The organism is Streptomyces sp. NPDC104307 (assembly GCF_055584045.1).
In genome coordinates, this window is sequence record NZ_JBVJMU010000012.1 from 153,462 (window position 1) to 171,142 (window position 17,681).

16 protein-coding genes and 1 tRNA gene are annotated in these 17,681 nt (G+C 71.9%); 10 read left to right on the forward strand and 7 right to left on the reverse strand.

The annotated features are described in order from the left end of the window. Nucleotides 1-275: 275 nt before the first annotated feature. Both ACZ601_RS26870 and ACZ601_RS26875 read right to left on the reverse strand, forming a co-directional pair. Nucleotides 276-1,154 (reverse strand): aldo/keto reductase, encoded by an 879-nt coding sequence (locus ACZ601_RS26870; RefSeq protein ID WP_469542493.1) that lies wholly within the window; start codon nucleotides 1,152-1,154, stop codon nucleotides 276-278. A 14-nt stretch (nucleotides 1,155-1,168) separates the two neighbouring features. Further along, nucleotides 1,169-2,107 carry an NAD-dependent epimerase/dehydratase family protein gene (locus ACZ601_RS26875; RefSeq protein WP_469542496.1) on the reverse strand — a complete coding sequence of 313 codons (939 nt, stop codon included), beginning with the start codon at nucleotides 2,105-2,107 and terminating at the stop codon, nucleotides 1,169-1,171. A 70-nt stretch (nucleotides 2,108-2,177) separates the two neighbouring features. On the opposite strand from ACZ601_RS26875, the gene ACZ601_RS26880 reads away from it, so the two are divergent. Further along, nucleotides 2,178-3,080 carry a LysR family transcriptional regulator gene (locus tag ACZ601_RS26880; protein ID WP_469542498.1) on the forward strand — a complete coding sequence of 301 codons (903 nt, stop codon included), beginning with the start codon at nucleotides 2,178-2,180 and terminating at the stop codon, nucleotides 3,078-3,080. 22 nt (nucleotides 3,081-3,102) lie between these two features. Here ACZ601_RS26880 and ACZ601_RS26885 read toward each other — a convergent pair whose 3' ends face one another. Next, nucleotides 3,103-4,557 carry an MFS transporter gene (locus ACZ601_RS26885; RefSeq protein ID WP_469542501.1) on the reverse strand — a complete coding sequence of 485 codons (1,455 nt, stop codon included), beginning with the start codon at nucleotides 4,555-4,557 and terminating at the stop codon, nucleotides 3,103-3,105. A 212-nt stretch (nucleotides 4,558-4,769) separates the two neighbouring features. Here ACZ601_RS26885 and ACZ601_RS26890 point away from each other — a divergent pair, with 212 nt between their 5' ends. After that, nucleotides 4,770-5,225 carry a MarR family winged helix-turn-helix transcriptional regulator gene (locus ACZ601_RS26890; protein ID WP_440578900.1) on the forward strand — a complete coding sequence of 152 codons (456 nt, stop codon included), beginning with the start codon at nucleotides 4,770-4,772 and terminating at the stop codon, nucleotides 5,223-5,225. Nucleotides 5,226-5,253: 28 nt separating this feature from the next. Here ACZ601_RS26890 and ACZ601_RS26895 read toward each other — a convergent pair whose 3' ends face one another. From ACZ601_RS26895 to ACZ601_RS26905, 3 genes are all read right to left on the reverse strand, one after another. Next, the gene (locus ACZ601_RS26895) at nucleotides 5,254-6,147 is read right to left on the reverse strand and encodes a cellulose-binding protein (RefSeq protein ID WP_469542505.1); all 894 of its coding nucleotides are present in this window, start codon (nucleotides 6,145-6,147) and stop codon (nucleotides 5,254-5,256) included. Nucleotides 6,148-6,357: 210 nt separating this feature from the next. Then, a complete protein-coding gene (locus tag ACZ601_RS26900; RefSeq protein ID WP_469542507.1) occupies nucleotides 6,358-8,985 on the reverse strand; it encodes an SUKH-4 family immunity protein in 2,628 nt (875 codons plus the stop codon). A gap of 5 nt (nucleotides 8,986-8,990) precedes the next feature. Next, nucleotides 8,991-9,968, reverse strand: a complete 978-nt coding sequence (locus ACZ601_RS26905) for an SMI1/KNR4 family protein (protein WP_469542509.1) — start codon at nucleotides 9,966-9,968, stop codon at nucleotides 8,991-8,993. Between the two features lie 304 nt (nucleotides 9,969-10,272). Between ACZ601_RS26905 and ACZ601_RS26910 the strand changes: the two genes are divergently transcribed. Together ACZ601_RS26910 and ACZ601_RS26915 are read left to right on the forward strand one after the other, a co-directional pair. Continuing rightward, nucleotides 10,273-10,806 (forward strand): YwqJ-related putative deaminase, encoded by a 534-nt coding sequence (locus ACZ601_RS26910; protein ID WP_440576752.1) that lies wholly within the window; start codon nucleotides 10,273-10,275, stop codon nucleotides 10,804-10,806. 10 nt (nucleotides 10,807-10,816) lie between these two features. Continuing rightward, nucleotides 10,817-11,350, forward strand: coding sequence for an SUKH-3 domain-containing protein (locus ACZ601_RS26915; RefSeq protein WP_311305215.1), 534 nt, complete (start codon nucleotides 10,817-10,819; stop codon nucleotides 11,348-11,350). 27 nt (nucleotides 11,351-11,377) lie between these two features. On the opposite strand, the gene ACZ601_RS26920 is transcribed toward ACZ601_RS26915, so the two are convergent. Then, entirely contained in the window at nucleotides 11,378-12,685 is a 1,308-nt protein-coding gene (locus ACZ601_RS26920; protein WP_440576750.1) for a sensor histidine kinase, read from the reverse strand. Between the two features lie 192 nt (nucleotides 12,686-12,877). Here ACZ601_RS26920 and ACZ601_RS26925 point away from each other — a divergent pair. The 6 genes from ACZ601_RS26925 to ACZ601_RS26950 all read left to right on the forward strand — a co-directional run bounded on the left by ACZ601_RS26925 (nucleotide 12,878) and on the right by ACZ601_RS26950 (nucleotide 17,661). Continuing rightward, nucleotides 12,878-12,949, forward strand: a tRNA-Gln gene (locus ACZ601_RS26925). A gap of 108 nt (nucleotides 12,950-13,057) precedes the next feature. Then, a complete protein-coding gene (gene glmU, locus ACZ601_RS26930; protein WP_469542513.1) occupies nucleotides 13,058-14,506 on the forward strand; it encodes a bifunctional UDP-N-acetylglucosamine diphosphorylase/glucosamine-1-phosphate N-acetyltransferase GlmU in 1,449 nt (482 codons plus the stop codon). A gap of 120 nt (nucleotides 14,507-14,626) precedes the next feature. Continuing rightward, complete coding sequence (locus ACZ601_RS26935) at nucleotides 14,627-15,601, forward strand: ribose-phosphate diphosphokinase (protein WP_024490433.1); 975 nt, start codon at nucleotides 14,627-14,629, stop codon at nucleotides 15,599-15,601. A gap of 201 nt (nucleotides 15,602-15,802) precedes the next feature. Next, nucleotides 15,803-16,381, forward strand: a complete 579-nt coding sequence (locus tag ACZ601_RS26940) for a 50S ribosomal protein L25/general stress protein Ctc (protein ID WP_469542517.1) — start codon at nucleotides 15,803-15,805, stop codon at nucleotides 16,379-16,381. Between the two features lie 105 nt (nucleotides 16,382-16,486). Continuing rightward, a complete protein-coding gene (pth, locus tag ACZ601_RS26945) occupies nucleotides 16,487-17,080 on the forward strand; it encodes an aminoacyl-tRNA hydrolase (protein ID WP_073738449.1) in 594 nt (197 codons plus the stop codon). Between the two features lie 110 nt (nucleotides 17,081-17,190). Beyond that, nucleotides 17,191-17,661, forward strand: a complete 471-nt coding sequence (locus ACZ601_RS26950) for a hypothetical protein (protein ID WP_469542520.1) — start codon at nucleotides 17,191-17,193, stop codon at nucleotides 17,659-17,661. Nucleotides 17,662-17,681: the final 20 nt, after the last annotated feature.

Sequence of the window (17,681 nt, forward strand, 5' to 3'; positions counted from 1 at the left end):
CTGAAGTCTGTCGGCCCGAGGGGGTCCGGCGCGCTGGTGCCCAGCGCAGTCTTCGGGTGGGGTTTTCCCCACCCCGCTCCCTGAGGTCTGCCGCCATCGCGGTGTGTGAACCACGCTACGGAGAGGACGGCACCGGCCACGTCCTCCGCCGGGAGGAACGATCCCTGGGCAGATATAAGGAGCTACCCCTAGGGGTCTGGGCCCCCGGGCGGAGAGGTCTCTCAGGGACTGGTCCCAAGGGTGCACACCCTTCGGGCCCTTCGGAGCAGCCGCGACTACCGGGCGCCCTCCAGTCGCGTCAGCTCCGCCTCGCTCAGCTTGAGCCCCGCGGCCCGTGCCGAGTCCTGGACGGAGGCCGGACGGCTGGCTCCGGGTACCGGGATCACGGCCAGGGAGCGGGCCAACAGCCACGCCAGGGCGATCTGTTGGGGGCTGACCCGGTGATCGGCGGCGATGTCGTGGAAGGCGGTGCCCGCGGAGGTGGGACCCGCCGGGCCGTCCAGCGAGCTCCGGGTGATGCCGCCCAGCGGGCTCCAGGGCAGGAAGGCGAGGCCCAGTTCCGTACTCAGCCGGAGCTCGGGCTCGCCGCCGCGCACCGCGGGTGAGTACTGGTTCTGTACGCAGACCAGCGCGTCGCCCAGGATCGCGTGCGCCTCCCGGATCTGACCGGTGGTCACGTTGGAGATCCCCGCGGCCCGGATCGTGCCGGCATCGAGCAGCTCGCGCAGCGCGCCGACGGAGTCGGCCCAGGGCACGGCCGGATCCGGCTTGTGCAGCTGGTAGAGACCGATCGCTTCAACACCCAGGCGCCCGGCGGAGGCCTCGGCGGCGCGCTTGAGGTGGGCGGGGGTGCCGGTGACCGTCCAGCTGCCGTCCCCGGGCCGGCCGCGCCCGCCCTTGGTCGCGACCAGGACGCCGGAGGTATCGCCGCCGTAGCTCCGCAGGGCGCGGGCGACCAGGAGTTCGTTGTGGCCCCTCTCGCCGGCGTGCCAGTGGTAGCTGTCGGCGGTGTCGATGAGCGTGATGCCCGCGTCGAGGGCGGCGTGGACGGTGGCGACGGCCCGCTGTTCGTCCGGGCGCCCCTCGGTGGAGAGCGGCATGGCGCCCAGACCGATGGCGCTGACCTTGCTGTTTCCGATGGACCGGTAGTGCATGGTGCGCGGGCTCCTCAGGCGGTGGGGGCGGCGGCGGCAAGGGCTTCGGTGACGGCACCGGGCAGCCAGTCGCCGGTGCGGGAGAAGACAAAACCCAGTTCCTTCGCCCGGCCGTTGCTCATGGCGTAGTGCCGGTCGAAGGAGAACGGGCCGGCCTGCTCGCCGTCGGCGACGGTCCGGAAGACGGGCCGGCGGCCGGACCGGGCCGCGATGGCGGCCGCCAGTTCGCGTACGTCGAGCAGGCCGTCGGAGCAGGCGTTCAGCGGGCCGGTGAAGCCGGTGCCGGTAGCCGCCCACAGGAGCAGGTCCGCAAGCTCCTCGTAGTGGATGAAGACCGTGGGCAGCTCCCGTGCGTGCACGGGGATCTCGCTCCCCCCGGCGATGCTGTCGACGTAGTGCGCCAGCCGGCCGGTGAACTCCCGGGTTCCGCCGCCCAGTACGTGGGCGCTGCGCACGGAGGCGAACGCGAACGCGGCGTCCCGGGTGAAGACGGCCTCCGCCTGGCGCTTGCCCTCGGCGTAGTGGTCCTCCAGGTAGGCCTCGTCGTGCCAGGGCAGGTCGGTGCGCACCGTCCAGGTGGCCGGGTCCACGAGTTCCTCCGGCACCGGGGTGTGCCGCGCGACGTCCGGCAGGGCGGCGGATGCCGGATCGTAGACCTCGATGGTGGACGTCATGACGTACCGCAGGGTGCGGCCGGAGAAGGCGCGGACGGCGATCGCGGCCTGCACCGGGGTGTAGCAGACCTGGTCGACGACCACGTCGAAGGTGCGCGTACCGAGGGCGGCGGCGAGGGCGGCCGCGTCGTCGCGGTCGACGACGAGGTGCTCGACGCCGGGAGGCGGCGGGGTGGAGCCGCGGTTGATGACCGTGACCCGGTGTCCGGCGGCATGCAGCCGCTCGACCAGGAGCTTTCCGAAGTAGCGGCTTCCGCCGATGACGCAGATCCTTTGCATGCCCCCATCCTGGAGACGTAGCGTCATCAGCAGAAGTATCGGCTTACTGGACGGGTATTAAGGAATACTGTTGATCGATGTGCAGCGGCTCCGGGTCCTGCGGGCGGTGGCGGAGCACGGCAGCTTCAACCGGGCGGCGGCCGCCCTGCGCCTCACTCCCTCGGCCGTCTCCCAGCACGTGGCCGCCCTGGAGCGCAGCCTCGGCAGCCAGGTCTTCGCGCGCAGCACGCGCGGCGTCACCCTCACCGCGGCCGGCCGCATCATGGTCGGTGCGGCCGAGTCGGTCGCCGCCGAACTCGAACACGCGACACAACAGGTCACCGAGCTGGGTACGGGCCGGACCCAGCTCACCGTAGCCACGTTCACCAGCGGTGGCAGGCTCCTGCTCCCCGGCGCCCTCACCGAGCTGACGGCGGCTCATCCCGAGACCGTCCTCCATGTCAGGGAGTTCGAGCCGGAGGACAGCCTGCCCCTGGTCCGGCAGGGCGCCGTGGACCTCGCGCTCGCCTACCGCTTCGACGGCCCGCTGCCCGGCCGGCCGGGCAGCGGCCCCGCGCTGGAGTGGACGGCTCTCATGGACGACCCGCTGCACGTCGTCCTGCCCGAGGGGCACCGCCTGGCCGGCCGGCCGGCGATCGACCCGGCCGAGCTGGCGGCCGAGCCCTGGGTGCTCGGCTGCCTCAAGACCGAGGCATACCTGCGGCGTTACGCCGAGCGGGCGGGCTTCGAACCGGAGGTCCGCGGCACGACCAGCGACTACTTCTTCGCCCGCTCGCTCGTCGCCGCGGGCGTGGGTGTCTCGCTGATCCCGTCCATCGCGCTGGCACCCGAGGTGCCGGGCGTACGCGCCGTCCCGGTCCGGCCACCGGCTCCGGCGCGGCACATCGGCGTGGCCACGCTCGGCCACCGCCGCACCCGCCTCCAGGTCACGGCTCTGGTCCGGGCCCTCCAGAGGCAGGCGGCGGCAGTTTGAAGACACGACTCGAAGACCCGACCTAGGACCTGGCCGGGGCCACCTCGGGCGAGGCGGCCGCGTCCGTCTTCTCGCCGACGGCCGGACCGCGGACGGCCGGGATGAACGTCGAGATCACCGCCGCGATGACGGCGACGGCGCAGCCGAACATCAGGCCCGTACGGAACCCGGCCTCCGAGGTGAGGCTGAAGCCACCCGTCTCCGTCGTCATCTGCGAGAGGACCGCACCGATCACGGCGGCGCCGATCGAGGTGCCGAGCGCGCGCATGAGGGTGTTGAACCCGTTGGCGGCGGCGGTCTCCGACGCGGGGACGGCGCTCATGATCAGGGCGGGCATCGCGCCGTAGGCCAGGCCGACACCGCTGCTGCTGACCATCAGGAACAGCATCAGGCCCCAGGCGGAGCCCATCAGGAGGATGCCGAGACCGTAGGCAGCCGCGATCACCAGCACCCCGCTGATCAGGGTGAACTTCGGCCCGCGGGCGTCGGTGAGCTTCCCGCCCAGCGGGGAGACGATCATCATCATGATGCCGCCGGGGGCCATCCACAGGCCTGCCGCGAGCATCGACTGGCCCAGTCCGTAGCCGGTGGTCTCGGGGAACTGCAGCAGCTGCGGCGCGATCAGCATGCCCGCGTACATGCCGAAGCCGACGAAGAGCGAGGCGAGGTTGGTGATGAGCACCCGGGGGCGGGCCGTGGTGCGCAGGTCGACCAACGGGTCCCTGGTGCGCAGTTCCCAGAATCCCCAGGCCAGGAGCACCACGACGGAGGCGACGAACAGGCCGACCGTCGTCGTGGAGGTCCAGCCCCACTCGGCGCCCTTGGAGACGGCGAGGAGCAGACAGACCAGGCCGACGGCGAGACCGAGGGCGCCGGGCACGTCGAACCGCTGCCCCTTGGCGCCCGCCGGGACGTCCGGGATCAGGAACCAGATCAGTGCGGAGATGCTGAGGGCGAGGGCCGCGGAGCCCCAGAACAGCACCCGCCAGCTCGCGTACTGGGCGACCGCGGAGGCGATCGGCAGGCCGAGGGCGCCGCCGATCCCGAGGGAGGCGCTCACCAGGGCGATGGAGGAGCTCAGCTTCTCCTTCGGCACCACGTCACGCAGCAGGGCGATGCCGAGCGGCACCATGCCCATGCCCATGCCCTGCAGACCGCGTCCGATGATCATCGGGACGACGGAGGACGCGAGGGCGCACACCACGGAACCGACGAACAGCGGCACCGAGCACACCAGCAGCATCCGGCGCTTGCCCAGCAGGTCGCCCAGCCGCCCGGAGACCGGCACGCACACCGCCGAGACCAGCAGGGTGACGGTGATCACCCAAGTGGCGTTGGAGCTGGACGTGTTGAGGAGCTTCGGCAGCTCCGCGATGAGCGGCGTGACCAGGGTCTGCATGACGGCCGCCACGGTTCCGGCGAACGCGAGCGTCGCGACCACACCGCCCGTTCTGGCTGTCGGCTGGGGGGCATCCATGAGGAGGAACTCCTAAAAGGGTCGTCGTCCGGTCCGCCGGGACGTCGGCCGGACCGTTCGCCGGACGGCCGGCTGGACAGTTCGCCGGGCAGCCCGCCTGATATAGCGATGTGCATCGTACATGCCTAATGTGTCATACACACCACGTGTCAGATGCACGCCGCGTGAGAGCATGATCCCGAGCCCATCGGAGAGCAGGAGGCCGCAGAGACATGGCCAGGCCCACGGACCAAGTGGAGTACGAGCAGATGCTGCTCGGGCGGCACGACCTCGCCCACCAGAGGGGCGGACGGCATAAATACGCACTCATGGACCGCAGCGCCTACATCCTGCTGAGCCGCATCCGGATCCAGGGCCCCATGTCCAACGGCGAACTGAGCGAGGCGTTCGGCCTCGACGCCTCCACCCTCAACCGCCAGACCGCGGCGGCGACCCGCGCCGGACTGGCCGAACGCATCGCGGACCCGGGCGGCGGCATGGCCCGCAAATTCCGCATCACGGCGAAGGGCGCCGACCTCCTCGACCAGGAGCGCGAACGCGTCGTACGCGCCCTGGACCAGGTCATGCACGACTGGCCGGACGACGACATCGCCGCCTTCGCCGGTTACCTCAAACGCTTCAACAGCGGCATCGAGCAGCTCTCCAAGCAGCCCTGGCCGCGCCCCTGACCCCGGCCTCCCCCCTCTCGGTACGGCCTCAGTCCCCCGCCGGGGCCACCCGCCCGGTGAGCGCCGCCAGCGAGTTACGCACATGCGCCATGTGCGCCTGCACGCCCTCGCGCCCCTCCTCGTGCTCCCGCAGCACCCGCTCCGTCTCCCGCTCCACCCGCTCCTCGCGGACCCGGGCAGCCGCGATCAGCTCCGCACCCCGCGCCTCCGCGTCCTCCTGCCCGTGCCGCGCGGCCTCCTCCGCCTCGGCCAGCGCCCGGCGCGCCCCGTCCAGCACCGCGTCCGCCCGGCCGGCCAGCTCCGTGTGCTCCGCCAGCTGCCCCGCCTCGGCGTCCGCGAGCTGCTGCCCGTCCGCCTTCCACCGCTCGGCGTGCTCCTGCTCCTGATGCGCCAGCACACTCGCCGTCCGGCTGCGGGTCGCCTCCATCGCCGCGTCCGCCTCCTCGCGCACCGCCGCCGCCTCCAGCCGGGCCGCCGTCAGCGCCTCACCGGCCTCACCCCCGGCCGACGCCACCAGCTGCTCCGCACGGTCCGTCGCGGCCGCCCGCATCGCCTCCGCGTCCGCACGGGCCGACTCACGCACGGACCGAGCCGCCGCGTCCGCCGCGTCCCGCACGGACTGCGACTCCTCCGTCGCGGCCGCCCGCAACGCCTCCGCCTCGCCCTCGGCCAGCGCCAGGATCCGCTGCGCCCGCTCCCCCAGCGACGCGTAGTCCTGCGGTGCCAGCGCGGCGACGGCCTCATCCAGCCGGGCCGACTCCGCGATCAGCGTCTCCGCCAGCGCCGTCAGCCGCGCCACCCGCTCCTGAGCCTCGTCCCGCTCGGCGGACAGCCCCGCCACCATGCGGTCCACCTGCTCCGGACGGTAGCCACGTCCGCGCGCACCGGCGAAGCCGTGCGCGGACACCGGTGCAGAACTCATCCTTGACGCCTCTTTCCGACTCTCCGGGCCCGACCATCGAGCAATACGTCAAGGATGCGGCAATTGGCTGAGAAGTCGGAATCCTTTCGATGCTTTCCGGACGGAAGCGACCGGCATCACAGCCGGCAAAAGCGCGGTGCCCCGTTCCCAGCAGGGATTCTGCCGGGAACGGGGCACCACACCCGCTGACGTGCTACGGATGTTCGACGATCAGATCAAGCCGTCCCACATCTGCTCCAGCAGCACCGACCACCAGCTCTCCGGCGACGCCAGCGCGGCCGGGTCCAGCGCGACCAGCTGTGCCTGGAAGTCGACCGTCCAACGGCCGGCCTGCTCCGGATTGAGCCCGAACCGCAGCCGCCACATCCGGCCCAGCAGGGCCAGCGACCGGGTGAACTCCGGCAGCCCGGTGTTCACGAACTGCGGCGCCACCGACTGCCCGCCGGGCCCCGCCTCCACCGGCACGGCCACGATGTTCGCCGTCCCGTACTGCACACAGATCGCCCGGCCGAAGTCCGAACCCATCACGAGGTAGGACCCCGCGTCGGGCGCAGGCCGCACCTGACGCTGCGCCGCCAGCTCGGCCAGCGTCGGCACCACGGGCTGACCCGGCTGCGCCCAGAAGAACGGCCCGAAGTCGGCGGGCAGCCCGGCCCAGACCAACGTCCGCGCCACGATCTCCGGCACCCCCTGCCGGGACACCGCACGCTGGTCGAAGCGGAGCACACCCTGCGGGCCGAACGTCTGGAGCAGCTCCTCCGCGACCGCCTCCGGCGACACCGGCATCGCGGGCGGCAGCTGCGGCAACGGCGCCCGGACCGGCGCCGGACGCGCCGGACCGTCCGCCACCTGGTGCAACTCGCCCTGATGGGTGAGCAGATGCTGCATGCCCTGCTGCCGGCTCGCGTGATCGGTGCCGTACGGGGCCACGCTGGTGATCCGCACCTGCGGCCAGGTCTCCCGGATCATCCGGGCACAGTAACCACCCGGCAGCTCGCAGGACTCCAGCTCCGTGTGCAGCTCGATGACCTGCTGCGGCGGTACGTTCATGGCCCGCAGCTCGTGCAGCATCTGCCACTCGGGGTGCGGGGTGCCCGGCGCCGAACGCCGGATCAGCTGCTGCTCGCTGCCGTCGGGGCCCCGGTAGCGCAGCACGGCCTGGTAGCCGGGGCCGACGATCGGCTGGCCGGGGGGCGCCTGCGGATACCCGTACGCCGCCGGCGGCGGGGTGTGGCCGGGCGGCGGCAGCTGTCCGGGGACACCTCCCATCGATCCACCGGGCGGACCGGGCGGACCGGGCGGCTGCGGCGCACCGGGCGGACCCACCTGGGCGGGGGTCGCGAACATCGTCGCCGCATGATGCACACCGGCACCGGGCGGCGGCGTCGCACCAGGAGGACCGGGCGGGCCGGGCGGAGCGGGAGGGCCCGGCTGACCCGGCTGACCGGGCGGGCCGGGCGGGCCGGGCGGGCCGGGCGGCTGAGGCGCACCGGGGACACCGGGCCGGCCGGGCGGACCGGGCGGCTGCGGCGCGCCGGGCGGACCCACCTGGGCGGGGGTCGCGAACATCGTGGCCGCCTGATGCACGTCACTGCCGGGCGGCGGCGTCGCACCGGGCGGAGCGGGCGGGCCGGGCGGGCCGGGCGGCTGCGGAGCACCGGGCGGGCCCTGCTGCGGGGCGAGCTGCGTCGGCATGTACCCGCCCGCCGGGGCGCCGGGCGCACCCGGTCCGGAGGGCGGCGGCACCGGCGCACCCGGCAGCGCACCCGGAACACCGGGGGCGCCGGGCGGCGGCGGAGTCGTCGAACCCCCGCCACGCGCACCCCGCGGCGAAACGGCCGCCTTGCTGGTGGCCTCCTGCGAGATGTCCGCCGCACCGGGCGCACCAGGAACACCAGGGGCGCCGGGAACACCAGGAGCAGCGCCGGGAACACCGGGAGCGCTGGGAACACCCGCCGCACCCGACACACCAGACGCACCAGGCGCACCGGGCCCCTGAGGTCCGGGGCGCTGCGAGTCGAGGCCGGGCACAAGCGCCGTCCGGGGCAACTGGCTGCCCCCGGACATCAGCGCGGTCGGCGCCTCGGCCGACACCACCCTGGGCGGCTCCTCATCGTCGTCCGCACCCGAGAGCGGCGGCGCGAACACCGTCGCCGGCAGCCCCACCTCCCCCTCGTCGGAACCCGCGTTGGTATCGGTCCCCGCCCACGGCGTGGCCCCCACCGGCGGCTGCGGCGAGGACGCCTGAACCCCCTCGTACGCGGTGGGCTCGTACGCGCCCCGCCCGTCCGACGGAGCAGCGGGAGCAGCGGGACCGGAAGAGTAAGGAGACTCGGGAGGGGACGCGGGAGAGGGAATCGCAGCGGGCGCGGCAGGAACAGCGGGCGCGGCGGGAACGGCCGGGGGCGACGCCTGCGGCGGCACCTGGTCCCCCGCACCCTCCGCACCCTCTGCCCGCCGGTCCGGGATGCCGAGCTTGTCCGCCGCCTCCTGGAGCCACTCCGGCGGGCTCAACAGGAACGACGTCTGATTGAGATCGATGCGCTGCGGCGGCTCCGGAGCAGCCTGCGCCACCTCCGCGGCGCCGTACTCCTCCTCGTACCGCCGGATCACCTCACCGACCGGCAGTCCGGGCCACAACGTCGCCTCACCGCTGTCCCGGGCGATCACCAGCCGCTGCCGGCCGCCGTCGGAGACCGGACCGTTCGCCCGGTCCTCGGCCCACACCACGAAACCCAGCTCGAACTCACGCACCCGCACCTCGCGGTGCTGATACGCCGGAACGTCGCCGTTGACCCACTCGTCCGCGCGCTCCTGCGCCTGTGCAAAGGTCACCATCGCGCTCACCCCTCCACCGGGACGGCGCGCGCGAAGCCGCCGTCCACCATCAGGTTCGCCACCGTCTCCAGCTCCGGCGGGTTGCCCGCGAGACGCTGGAGAAAGGCGTCGAAGTCCACGCCGCACGGCAACAGCAGCCGGTCCACCCGCTCCTGGACACTCCAGCCGTCCTGATCCCGCGCGTCGTCGTACGCGCAGAACCAGACGGAACCGACGCCCTGGCCCCGGACCTTCACCGCGAGAATGCCGCCCTGGACGAAACCGACCCCCAGGTAGTCCTTGGTCAGATGGTCCCGCAAACACTTGTTCACATAGACCAGATCGTTCACGGCCGCCTCGTCGCGCACCGTGAAGAACGGCTGGTCGACCAGCAGCCCCAGCTCCGCGTCGAGCGCCGCACCCACCGGGGCCGAACCGCCGGCCGCTTTCAGGAACGTGCGGTACGCACCCGGCAACCGGTAACCGAGGTCCTCCTCGACACCCTGGATCTGCTGCTCGCTCACCGCCACGGCCCCCTTCGGGAGCCGGAAGTGGGCGGGCCGGGTCTCCTGGAGCGGACGCGTGCCCCGCTTGTTCTGGTCCACCGCGGTCGTCGCCAGACCGCCGTGGTGCCGCAGCAGCGCCTTCACCTCGACCGGGACCAGCTCCATCCGCCGGCCGCCCGGCACGTGGTGCCAGGTCCAGCCGTGCGGGGTGGCCACCGCCGGGATCGTGTCCCACAGCTCATGCCCACTGGCCGCCAGCGCCGCGTTCGCCGACACGTAGTCCGTGAGCCGCAGTTCGTCGACGCCGAAGCCCTGCGGGGGCTCCGCGATCTCGGCGGCGGCGCGCGCGTACGGCGCGAACTCCGGACACCCGTTCCCGTCCATGCGCACACCTCTGGGGTGGCGGGACGCCCGGACAGGATCCGGGAAGTGCACGAGCTGCCCGGCGTAGGCCCCGTTCGGTGGCGCGGCTTGCTGCCCGAGCCGACCTGTCGTCATGGCGGTTGCCCCCTGCTGCGTCTGGCTGATGAGGACCGACCTGCCCATGGGGGCGGTCCAGGCACAGCCTATGCGGTGCCGCAAGAGCCGGTCCCGCCCCACCGGCCCCCGGCCACATCCGTCACGAACCGTTACAACGCTGTGCCGGATGAGCGACGGACGGGCCACCATCGGGCGACACGCACACACGTTTTCCCGACCCAGCTTTCACACGACCCGACACATTTGGCAGGCTGTCACCCGCATACACGGGGGCGTGCACATTCGGCAGCGGCCGCTGCGGGCACGGGAGGGACAACGCACCATGCACACCGCACACTCTGCACACACCGTCACATCCGGGGACCCACGACTCAGCTGGAGCAGCACAGAGACGAGCCACGCGCCCGGCCTCACCCACCGCCGCGACGGCATCCTGCCGGCGGTGGCCGCAGCGCTGTCCGTCCGCGGCGACACACTCACCTGCACCGCGGGCAAGGGCGACCAGCCACCCGTACTGCACCACCTCGTCCAGGACTTCCTGGACACCCTCACCAGCGGCCAGCGGGAACGCTTCACCGGCCGCTGCCCCGAAGCGATACTGCTCTCCCGGCACCTCACCGCCGCCGAGGCCGGCCGCTCCAAGCGCGCCCAGCGCAAGCCCCTCACCAACGGCGAGGCCCGCCGCGCGCTCAAGCACGCCCGGCTCACCGCACGCCGCATCCGCGAGGACGGCGACCCCCTGCACGGCAGCTACGCACCGCCCTGCCGCTCCTGCTCGGTGATGCTCGCCCACTTCGGCGTACGACCCGTCGACCTCACCACCACCGGAGCGGCGACCACCGCAGAGAAGGGCTGACCGCGCCCCCATGGCCGACCGACACGACCTCCCCGAACAAGCGAACCCGGCGAACCACGACCGCCAGGCCTCCACCCGCTTCCCCGTCGCCGTCGACGCCGTCCTGCGCGCCGCCGGCTGGCAGCCCGGCCGCTGGGACATCCGGCAGGCCGAGGAGTGGGCCGACGCGCTGCGCTCGCACGCCTCACCGGCCGGCCACCAGCACGCCGTCTTCCCCTCGGCCGTGGAGGCCTGGGCCGAATTCGGCGGCCTCCACCTCACCCCCACCGCACCCGGCCGCCAGATCGCACCCGCGACCGTGCGGATCGACCCGCTGCGCGGACTGCACCTGGCCCGGACCCTGGCGGACCTGGGCCGCGCCCTGGAGACCGAGGTCGCCCCGCTGGGCGAGGAGGGGGACGGGCAGGCGGTGCTCGCGATCGACACGGAGGGGCGGATCTACAGCGTCGACCACACCGGCGACTGGTACCTCGGCCCCGACATCGACCGGGCCCTGTCCACCCTGGTCACCGGCGCCCAGCCGGAACGCCTCACCTCGGCCTGAGCGCTGGGGCGCCTCCGGGCCCGGGGGTCAACGCGCCGGGCCGGAGGCGTCCGGCAGCACCGCGGAGACCCGGAAGCCGCCCGCGTCCGTCGGCCCGGAGACGAAGACGCCGCCCAGACCGAGCACCCGCTCCCGCATGCCCACGAGCCCGTTGCCGCCGCTGGGCAGCCCCGCGTCCGCCATGGCCGAGTCGGAGGGGCCGTTCTCCACCTGCATGGCGACCTCCGCGCCCCGGTGCGCGAGGCGCACCCACGTCTTCGCGCCGGCCGCGTGCTTGTGCACGTTCGTCAGGGCCTCCTGCACGACCCGGTACGCCGTCTGCTCGACCTCGGGCGGGTACGGCCGCGTCTCGCCCTCCACCGAGAGCTCCACCGTCATCCCCGCCGCCCGTGACTCCCCGACGAGCGTCTCCACCTCGTCCAGCCGGGGCCCGTCCTCCGCCGCGACCGGGGCCGTCCGGCCGACGGAGGCGAGCGGTACCTTCGTCACCCGCGCCACCATCGGCTCCCCGGTGCGCAGCACCCCTAGCATCTCGCGCAGCTCGGTCAGCGCCTGGCGCCCCATGTCACCGACGAGCGCCGCGTTGCGCACGGCCTTCGCCGGGTCCTTGGGCGCGACGGCCTGAAGCGCCGCGGCATGCACGACCATCAGGCTCACCCGGTGGGCGACCACGTCGTGCATCTCGCGGGCGATCCGGGTCCGTTCCTCCGTACGGGCCCACTCGGCCCGTTCCTCGGCCCGGTCCGCGAGCAGCGACAGCTCCCGCTCCAGCGAGTCGGCCCGCTCCCGCAGGCTCTCCATCAGCCGGCGCCTGGCCCCTATGTAGAGGCCGAACAGCACGGGCGGCGCGGTGAGCCCCACCGCCATGAAGAGGGACAGCATCGGGACGTACCAGTCGCCCGGCCCGAAGTCGGCACTGGCCGACACCCCCTGCCGCAGCCGTACGTACGTGACGATGAACGTGCCGACCAGCGACATGCTCATCAGCACCACGGTGATCCGCCGTGGCACGTCGGACGCGGCCAGCGTGTACAGGCCGACCAGGCCCATCAGGAAGCCCATCTCGGCCGGAGTCGTGGCGACGGACACCAGCACCACGGCGATCGGCCACCGCCGGCGGACCAGCAGCACGGCCCCCGCCAGGAACCCGAAAACCACCCCCAGCGGCACCGGCAGCCCGGTGTCCCCCGCGAATTCCACCCCTTCCAGCGCACACTCCAGCGCCGAGAACAGCGCCAGTCCCACATCCAGTGCGACACTCCGTCGCCGTTCCCACCACCAGTAGCCGCGGGTGGTCGGTCCCGCCGCTTCCCGGTCTGCCCCCGTTGCGGTCATGGCATCCAGCGTACGGGCGGGCGCACCTCAATTTCGGGTGACCTGGACAGCACGTCGCGCGTTCGAACGGAGACGGAATCCGCGTGACCGAAAGCGCCGGGCTTTATCGTCGCGTCGAAGGGGCTCGGTACGGCATAGTGTTGGGTGCCGATCCGGCCGACCTGGACCAATGTCCGGTTCAGTCGGCATTAATCCCCCATGGTGTAATTGGCAGCACAGTAGCTTTTGGTGCTATTTGTCCGGGTTCAAGTCCTGGTGGGGGAGCCCAAACAGCGGGCCCCGACCCAAGCGGTCGGGGCCCGCACTCATGCCCGGTCGAACACCCCCCGGTATCCTGCGGATGTCCACCACCCGAAGCCGAAGGGCCAATCCGTGAGCTCCGAACGCCCGGCAGCCGTCGTCGTCCTCGCAGCGGGTGAGGGCACCCGCATGAAGTCGAAGACCCCCAAGGTTCTGCACGAGATCTCCGGGCGCTCGCTCGTCGGACATGTCGTCGCGGCCTCCCGCGAGCTGGCGCCCCAGCACCTCGTCGTGGTCGTCGGCCACGCGAGCGAGCAGGTCACCGCCCACCTCACCGCCGCGGACGCCCAGGTACGCACCGCCTACCAGGCCGAGCAGAAGGGCACCGGGAACGCGGTGCGCGTCGGCCTCGACGAGCTGGGCGGGACCGTCGAGGGCACCGTCATCGTGGTCTGCGGCGACACCCCGCTGCTGTCCGGCGGGACGCTCGCCGCGCTCGCCGCCACCCATGCCGCCGACGGCAACGCGGTCACCGTGCTCAGCGCCGAGGTCCCCGACTCCACCGGGTACGGGCGGATCGTCCGGGACGCGGCGACCGGTGCGGTCACCGAGATCGTCGAGCACAAGGACGCCACAGAGGCGCAGCGCGCGATCCGGGAGATCAACTCCGGGGTGTTCGCGTTCGACGGGCAGCTGCTCACGGACGCGCTCGGCAAGGTGCGCACGGACAACAGCCAGGGCGAGGAGTACCTCACCGATGTGCTCTCGATCCTGCGTGAGGCGGGGCACCGGGTCGGCGCCTCGGTCGCCGGTGACCACCGGGAGATCCTCGGGATCAACAACCGGGTCCAGCTGGCGGAGGCCCGCCGGCTGCTGAACCAGCGGCTGCTGGAGCGGGCGATGACCGCCGGGGTGACCGTGGTGGACCCGGCGTCGACGCTGATCGACGTGACGGTGACGTACGAGCGGGACGCGATCGTGCACCCGGGTACGCAGCTGCTGGGTGCGACGCATCTCGGGGAGGACGCCGAGGTGGGCCCGAACTCGCGGCTGACGGACACCGTCGTGCACGCGGGCGCCCGGGTGGACAACACCGTGGCGGACGGGGCGCAGGTGGGTGCGGGTGCGCTGGTCGGCCCGTACGCGTATCTGCGGCCGGGTACCAGGCTGGGCGCGAAGGCGAAGGCCGGTACGTACGTGGAGATGAAGAACGCCACGATCGGTGAGGGCACGAAGGTTCCGCACCTGTCGTACGTCGGTGACGCGACGATCGGTGATCACACCAACATCGGTGCCGCGAGCGTGTTCGTGAACTACGACGGTGTGGCCAAGCACCACACGACGATCGGCTCTCACTGCCGTACCGGGTCGGACAATATGTTTGTGGCGCCTGTCACGGTCGGGGACGGTGTCTACACCGCGGCCGGCTCCGTCATCACGAAGGACGTGCCGTCCGGTTCGCTGGCCGTGGCCCGTGGCCAGCAAAGGAATATCGAGGGTTGGGTGGCCCGGAAGCGTCCGGGCAGCGCGGCCGCACAGGCGGCTCAGGCCGCGTCGGAGGAGGCCGGCGGCGAAAGCTGACCGGAATCAGGTGCGTCGCGCACGGCGTACCGTGATAGATGCTCACCCCATTTCGGCTGGCTCGTTGCACATCGGGACATCTGCGTGCAGCGCCAGGAACACGTCTGAGGAGACTGTGCTGTGACCGGGATCAAGACGACCGGCGAGAAGAAACTGATGTTCTTCTCCGGCCGCGCCCACCCCGAGCTGGCCGAGGAGGTTGCGCACCAGCTGGGTGTGGGCCTCGTGCCGACGAAGGCCTTCGATTTCGCCAACGGTGAGATCTACGTCCGCTTCCAGGAGTCCGCCCGCGGCGCCGACTGCTTCCTGATCCAGAGCCACACGGCTCCGATCAACAAGTGGATCATGGAGCAGCTGATCATGCTGGACGCGCTGAAGCGCGCGTCGGCCCGCTCCATCACGGTGATCGTGCCGTTCTACGGCTACGCCCGTCAGGACAAGAAGCACCGCGGCCGCGAGCCGATCTCGGCGCGTCTGATCGCGGACCTGATGAAGACGGCGGGTGCGGACCGCATCCTCACCGTCGACCTGCACACCGACCAGATCCAGGGCTTCTTCGACGGTCCGGTCGACCACCTCTTCGCGCTGCCGATCCTGGCCGACTACGTCGGTGCGAAGGTCGACCGCTCGAAGCTGACGATCGTCTCGCCGGACGCGGGCCGGGTCCGGGTCGCGGACCGCTGGTGCGACCGGCTGGACGCCCCGCTGGCGATCGTGCACAAGCGCCGCGACAAGGACGTGCCGAACCAGGTCAGCGTCCACGAGGTCGTGGGCAACGTCGAGGGCCGCGTCTGTGTCCTGGTCGACGACATGATCGACACCGGTGGCACGATCTGCGCCGCCGCGGACGCGCTGTTCGCGCACGGTGCGGAGGACGTCATAGTGACGGCGACGCACGGTGTGCTCTCCGGACCGGCGGCGGACCGGCTGAAGAACTCGAAGGTGAGCGAGTTCGTGTTCACGGACACCCTGCCGACGCCGGGTGAGCTGGAGCTCGACAAGATCACGGTGCTCTCGATCGCGCCGACGATCGCCCGCGCGGTGCGCGAGGTCTTCGAGGACGGTTCGGTGACGAGCCTCTTCGAGGAGCAGTAGGCACCTCCCCTCCGGGGGAAAGCGTCACAGAAGATCCACTTTGGGGTGCGGCCTCCCCGCCGGGTAGACTCAGCGAGTTGCTCGGCGAGGGAGGCCGTACTCATAGGTACGGCGGTCCGTTATCGACGCGCTCTTCGTAGCAGGCCTGTCGTGGGCCGGGTGACCATCCGCAGTTTTTGTCACCTTACGAGGAGTGCAGTCATGGCCGAGATCAAGCTCAACGCCGAGGTCCGTTCCGAGTTCGGCAAGGGCGCCGCCCGCCGCACCCGTCGCGCCAACCTCGTCCCCGCCGTCATCTACGGCCACGGCGCCGAGGCTGTCCACATCACGCTGCCGGCCCACGAGCTGCAGCTCGCGCTCCGCACCGCCAACGTGCTGATCGGTCTGGAGATCGACGGCAAGGACGCGCTGGTCATCCCGAAGGCCGTGCAGCGCAACGCCCTCAAGGGCAACATCGAGCACGTCGACCTGCTGACCGTGAAGCGCGGCGAGAAGGTCAACGTCGAGGTCGCGGTGCACGTCGAGGGCGAGCTGGCCCCGGGCGGCAACCTGCTGGAGTACGTGCAGAACACCCTGCTCGTCGAGGCCGAGGCCACCCACATCCCCGAGTCCGTCACGGTCTCGATCGCGGGCCTTGACGCCGGTGACTCGATCCTCGCCAAGGACGTCCCGCTGCCCAAGGGTTCCGTCCTGGCCGGTGACGAGGACGCCGTCGTGCTCCAGGTCGTCTCCGCCCAGGTCGAGGAGGCCCCCGCGGAGGAGGCTCCGGCCGAGGCCTGAGCCTCACCGCACCTGCTTGACTGACGGGGTGGCGGATCTCCGCGAGGAGGACCGCCGCCCCGTTCCCCTTTCGCCGCCCGCCCGTACCCGAGGAGACCCAGCGCGATGTCCGACGCCACCGACCCCTGGCTGATCGTGGGCCTGGGCAATCCCGGTCCCGAGTACGCGGCGAACCGGCACAACGTGGGCTTCATGGTGGCCGATCTGCTCGCGGAGCGGATCGGCGGGAAGTTCAAGCGGGCGCCGAAGGCCCAGGCGCAGGTGCTGGAGGGCCGGGTGGGTCCGCCGGGGCCGCTGAGCCGCCGGGTGGTGCTGGCGAAGCCGATGTCGTACATGAATCTGTCGGGTGGCCCGGTGACGGCGTTGCGCGACTTCTACAAGGTGCCGCTCGACCATGTGGTGGCGGTCCATGACGAGCTGGACATCGATTACGGGTCGCTGCGGCTGAAGCTGGGCGGTGGCGACAACGGTCACAACGGGCTGAAGTCGATGACGAAGTCGATGGGGCCCGACTACCACCGGATCCGGTTCGGGATCGGGCGTCCGCCCGGCCGGATGCAGGTTGCCGATTTCGTGCTGAAGGACTTCTCCTCCACGGAGCGCAAGGAGCTGGGTTTCCTGGTGGACCGGGCGGCGGATTCGGTGGAGTGCCTGTTGGCGGAGGGTCTGGAGCGCGCGCAGAGCGCGTACAACTCCTGAGCCGCGACAGCGGAGAACCCTGCGGCGAATCCCGACATACCTGCCGGTAACCCTGCTGTTTTCAGCCACGGCTTGACCCGGCGTGGGGCGCTGGCCAAGGATCGGCCCCCATGAAGCGCAGCTCCTCCCAACGTGCCCTGCACCACGGCCGCACGGCCGCGCTCGGCTGTGTCGTCCTGTTGTTGCTGGTGGCGGGTGTGCTGGCCTCCTGGGACTCGGCGCAGCACATCGTGCTGGCCAAGGGGCGTGAGCACGGCACGATGACGGTCACCGGGTGCGGCAGCGAGGTGTGCACGGGGCCGTATGTACCCACGGACGGCGGGTCCGGACGGTCGCGGGTGTCGGTCGACAAGTCCGTGGCGGCGAAGAAGGGGGACCACTTCCCCGTCGTCGTGAAGCCGGGCACCTTCGAGGTGGTGCGGACGGGCACGCCGGGTCTGCTGCACGCGTGGGTGCCGCTGGGCGGTGCGCTGGTGCTCGCGGCGCTGGTGATCGGTGGTGGGATGCGGCTGCCCCGGATCGCGTGGGGTGCCGGGATCGCGGGTGCGGTCCTGCTGGTGGCGACGTTCTTCGCCCTGTGACGGGACCGCACCCGCGGTGG

Coding starts and splice junctions, on each gene's coding strand:
- ACZ601_RS26900 (WP_469542507.1), bottom strand. CDS start 8,985: ATGGTGACCTTTGCACAGGCGCAGGAGCGCGCGGACGAGTGGGTCAAC.
- ACZ601_RS26890 (WP_440578900.1), top strand. CDS start 4,770: ATGGCCAGGCCCACGGACCAAGTGGAGTACGAGCAGATGCTGCTCGGG.
- ACZ601_RS26920 (WP_440576750.1), bottom strand. CDS start 12,685: ATGACCGCAACGGGGGCAGACCGGGAAGCGGCGGGACCGACCACCCGC.
- ACZ601_RS26885 (WP_469542501.1), bottom strand. CDS start 4,557: ATGGATGCCCCCCAGCCGACAGCCAGAACGGGCGGTGTGGTCGCGACG.
- ACZ601_RS26910 (WP_440576752.1), top strand. CDS start 10,273: ATGCACACCGCACACTCTGCACACACCGTCACATCCGGGGACCCACGA.
- ACZ601_RS26950 (WP_469542520.1), top strand. CDS start 17,191: ATGAAGCGCAGCTCCTCCCAACGTGCCCTGCACCACGGCCGCACGGCC.
- ACZ601_RS26905 (WP_469542509.1), bottom strand. CDS start 9,968: ATGACGACAGGTCGGCTCGGGCAGCAAGCCGCGCCACCGAACGGGGCC.
- ACZ601_RS26940 (WP_469542517.1), top strand. CDS start 15,803: ATGGCCGAGATCAAGCTCAACGCCGAGGTCCGTTCCGAGTTCGGCAAG.
- ACZ601_RS26870 (WP_469542493.1), bottom strand. CDS start 1,154: ATGCACTACCGGTCCATCGGAAACAGCAAGGTCAGCGCCATCGGTCTG.
- pth (WP_073738449.1), top strand. CDS start 16,487: ATGTCCGACGCCACCGACCCCTGGCTGATCGTGGGCCTGGGCAATCCC.
- ACZ601_RS26915 (WP_311305215.1), top strand. CDS start 10,817: ATGGCCGACCGACACGACCTCCCCGAACAAGCGAACCCGGCGAACCAC.
- ACZ601_RS26875 (WP_469542496.1), bottom strand. CDS start 2,107: ATGCAAAGGATCTGCGTCATCGGCGGAAGCCGCTACTTCGGAAAGCTC.
- ACZ601_RS26895 (WP_469542505.1), bottom strand. CDS start 6,147: ATGAGTTCTGCACCGGTGTCCGCGCACGGCTTCGCCGGTGCGCGCGGA.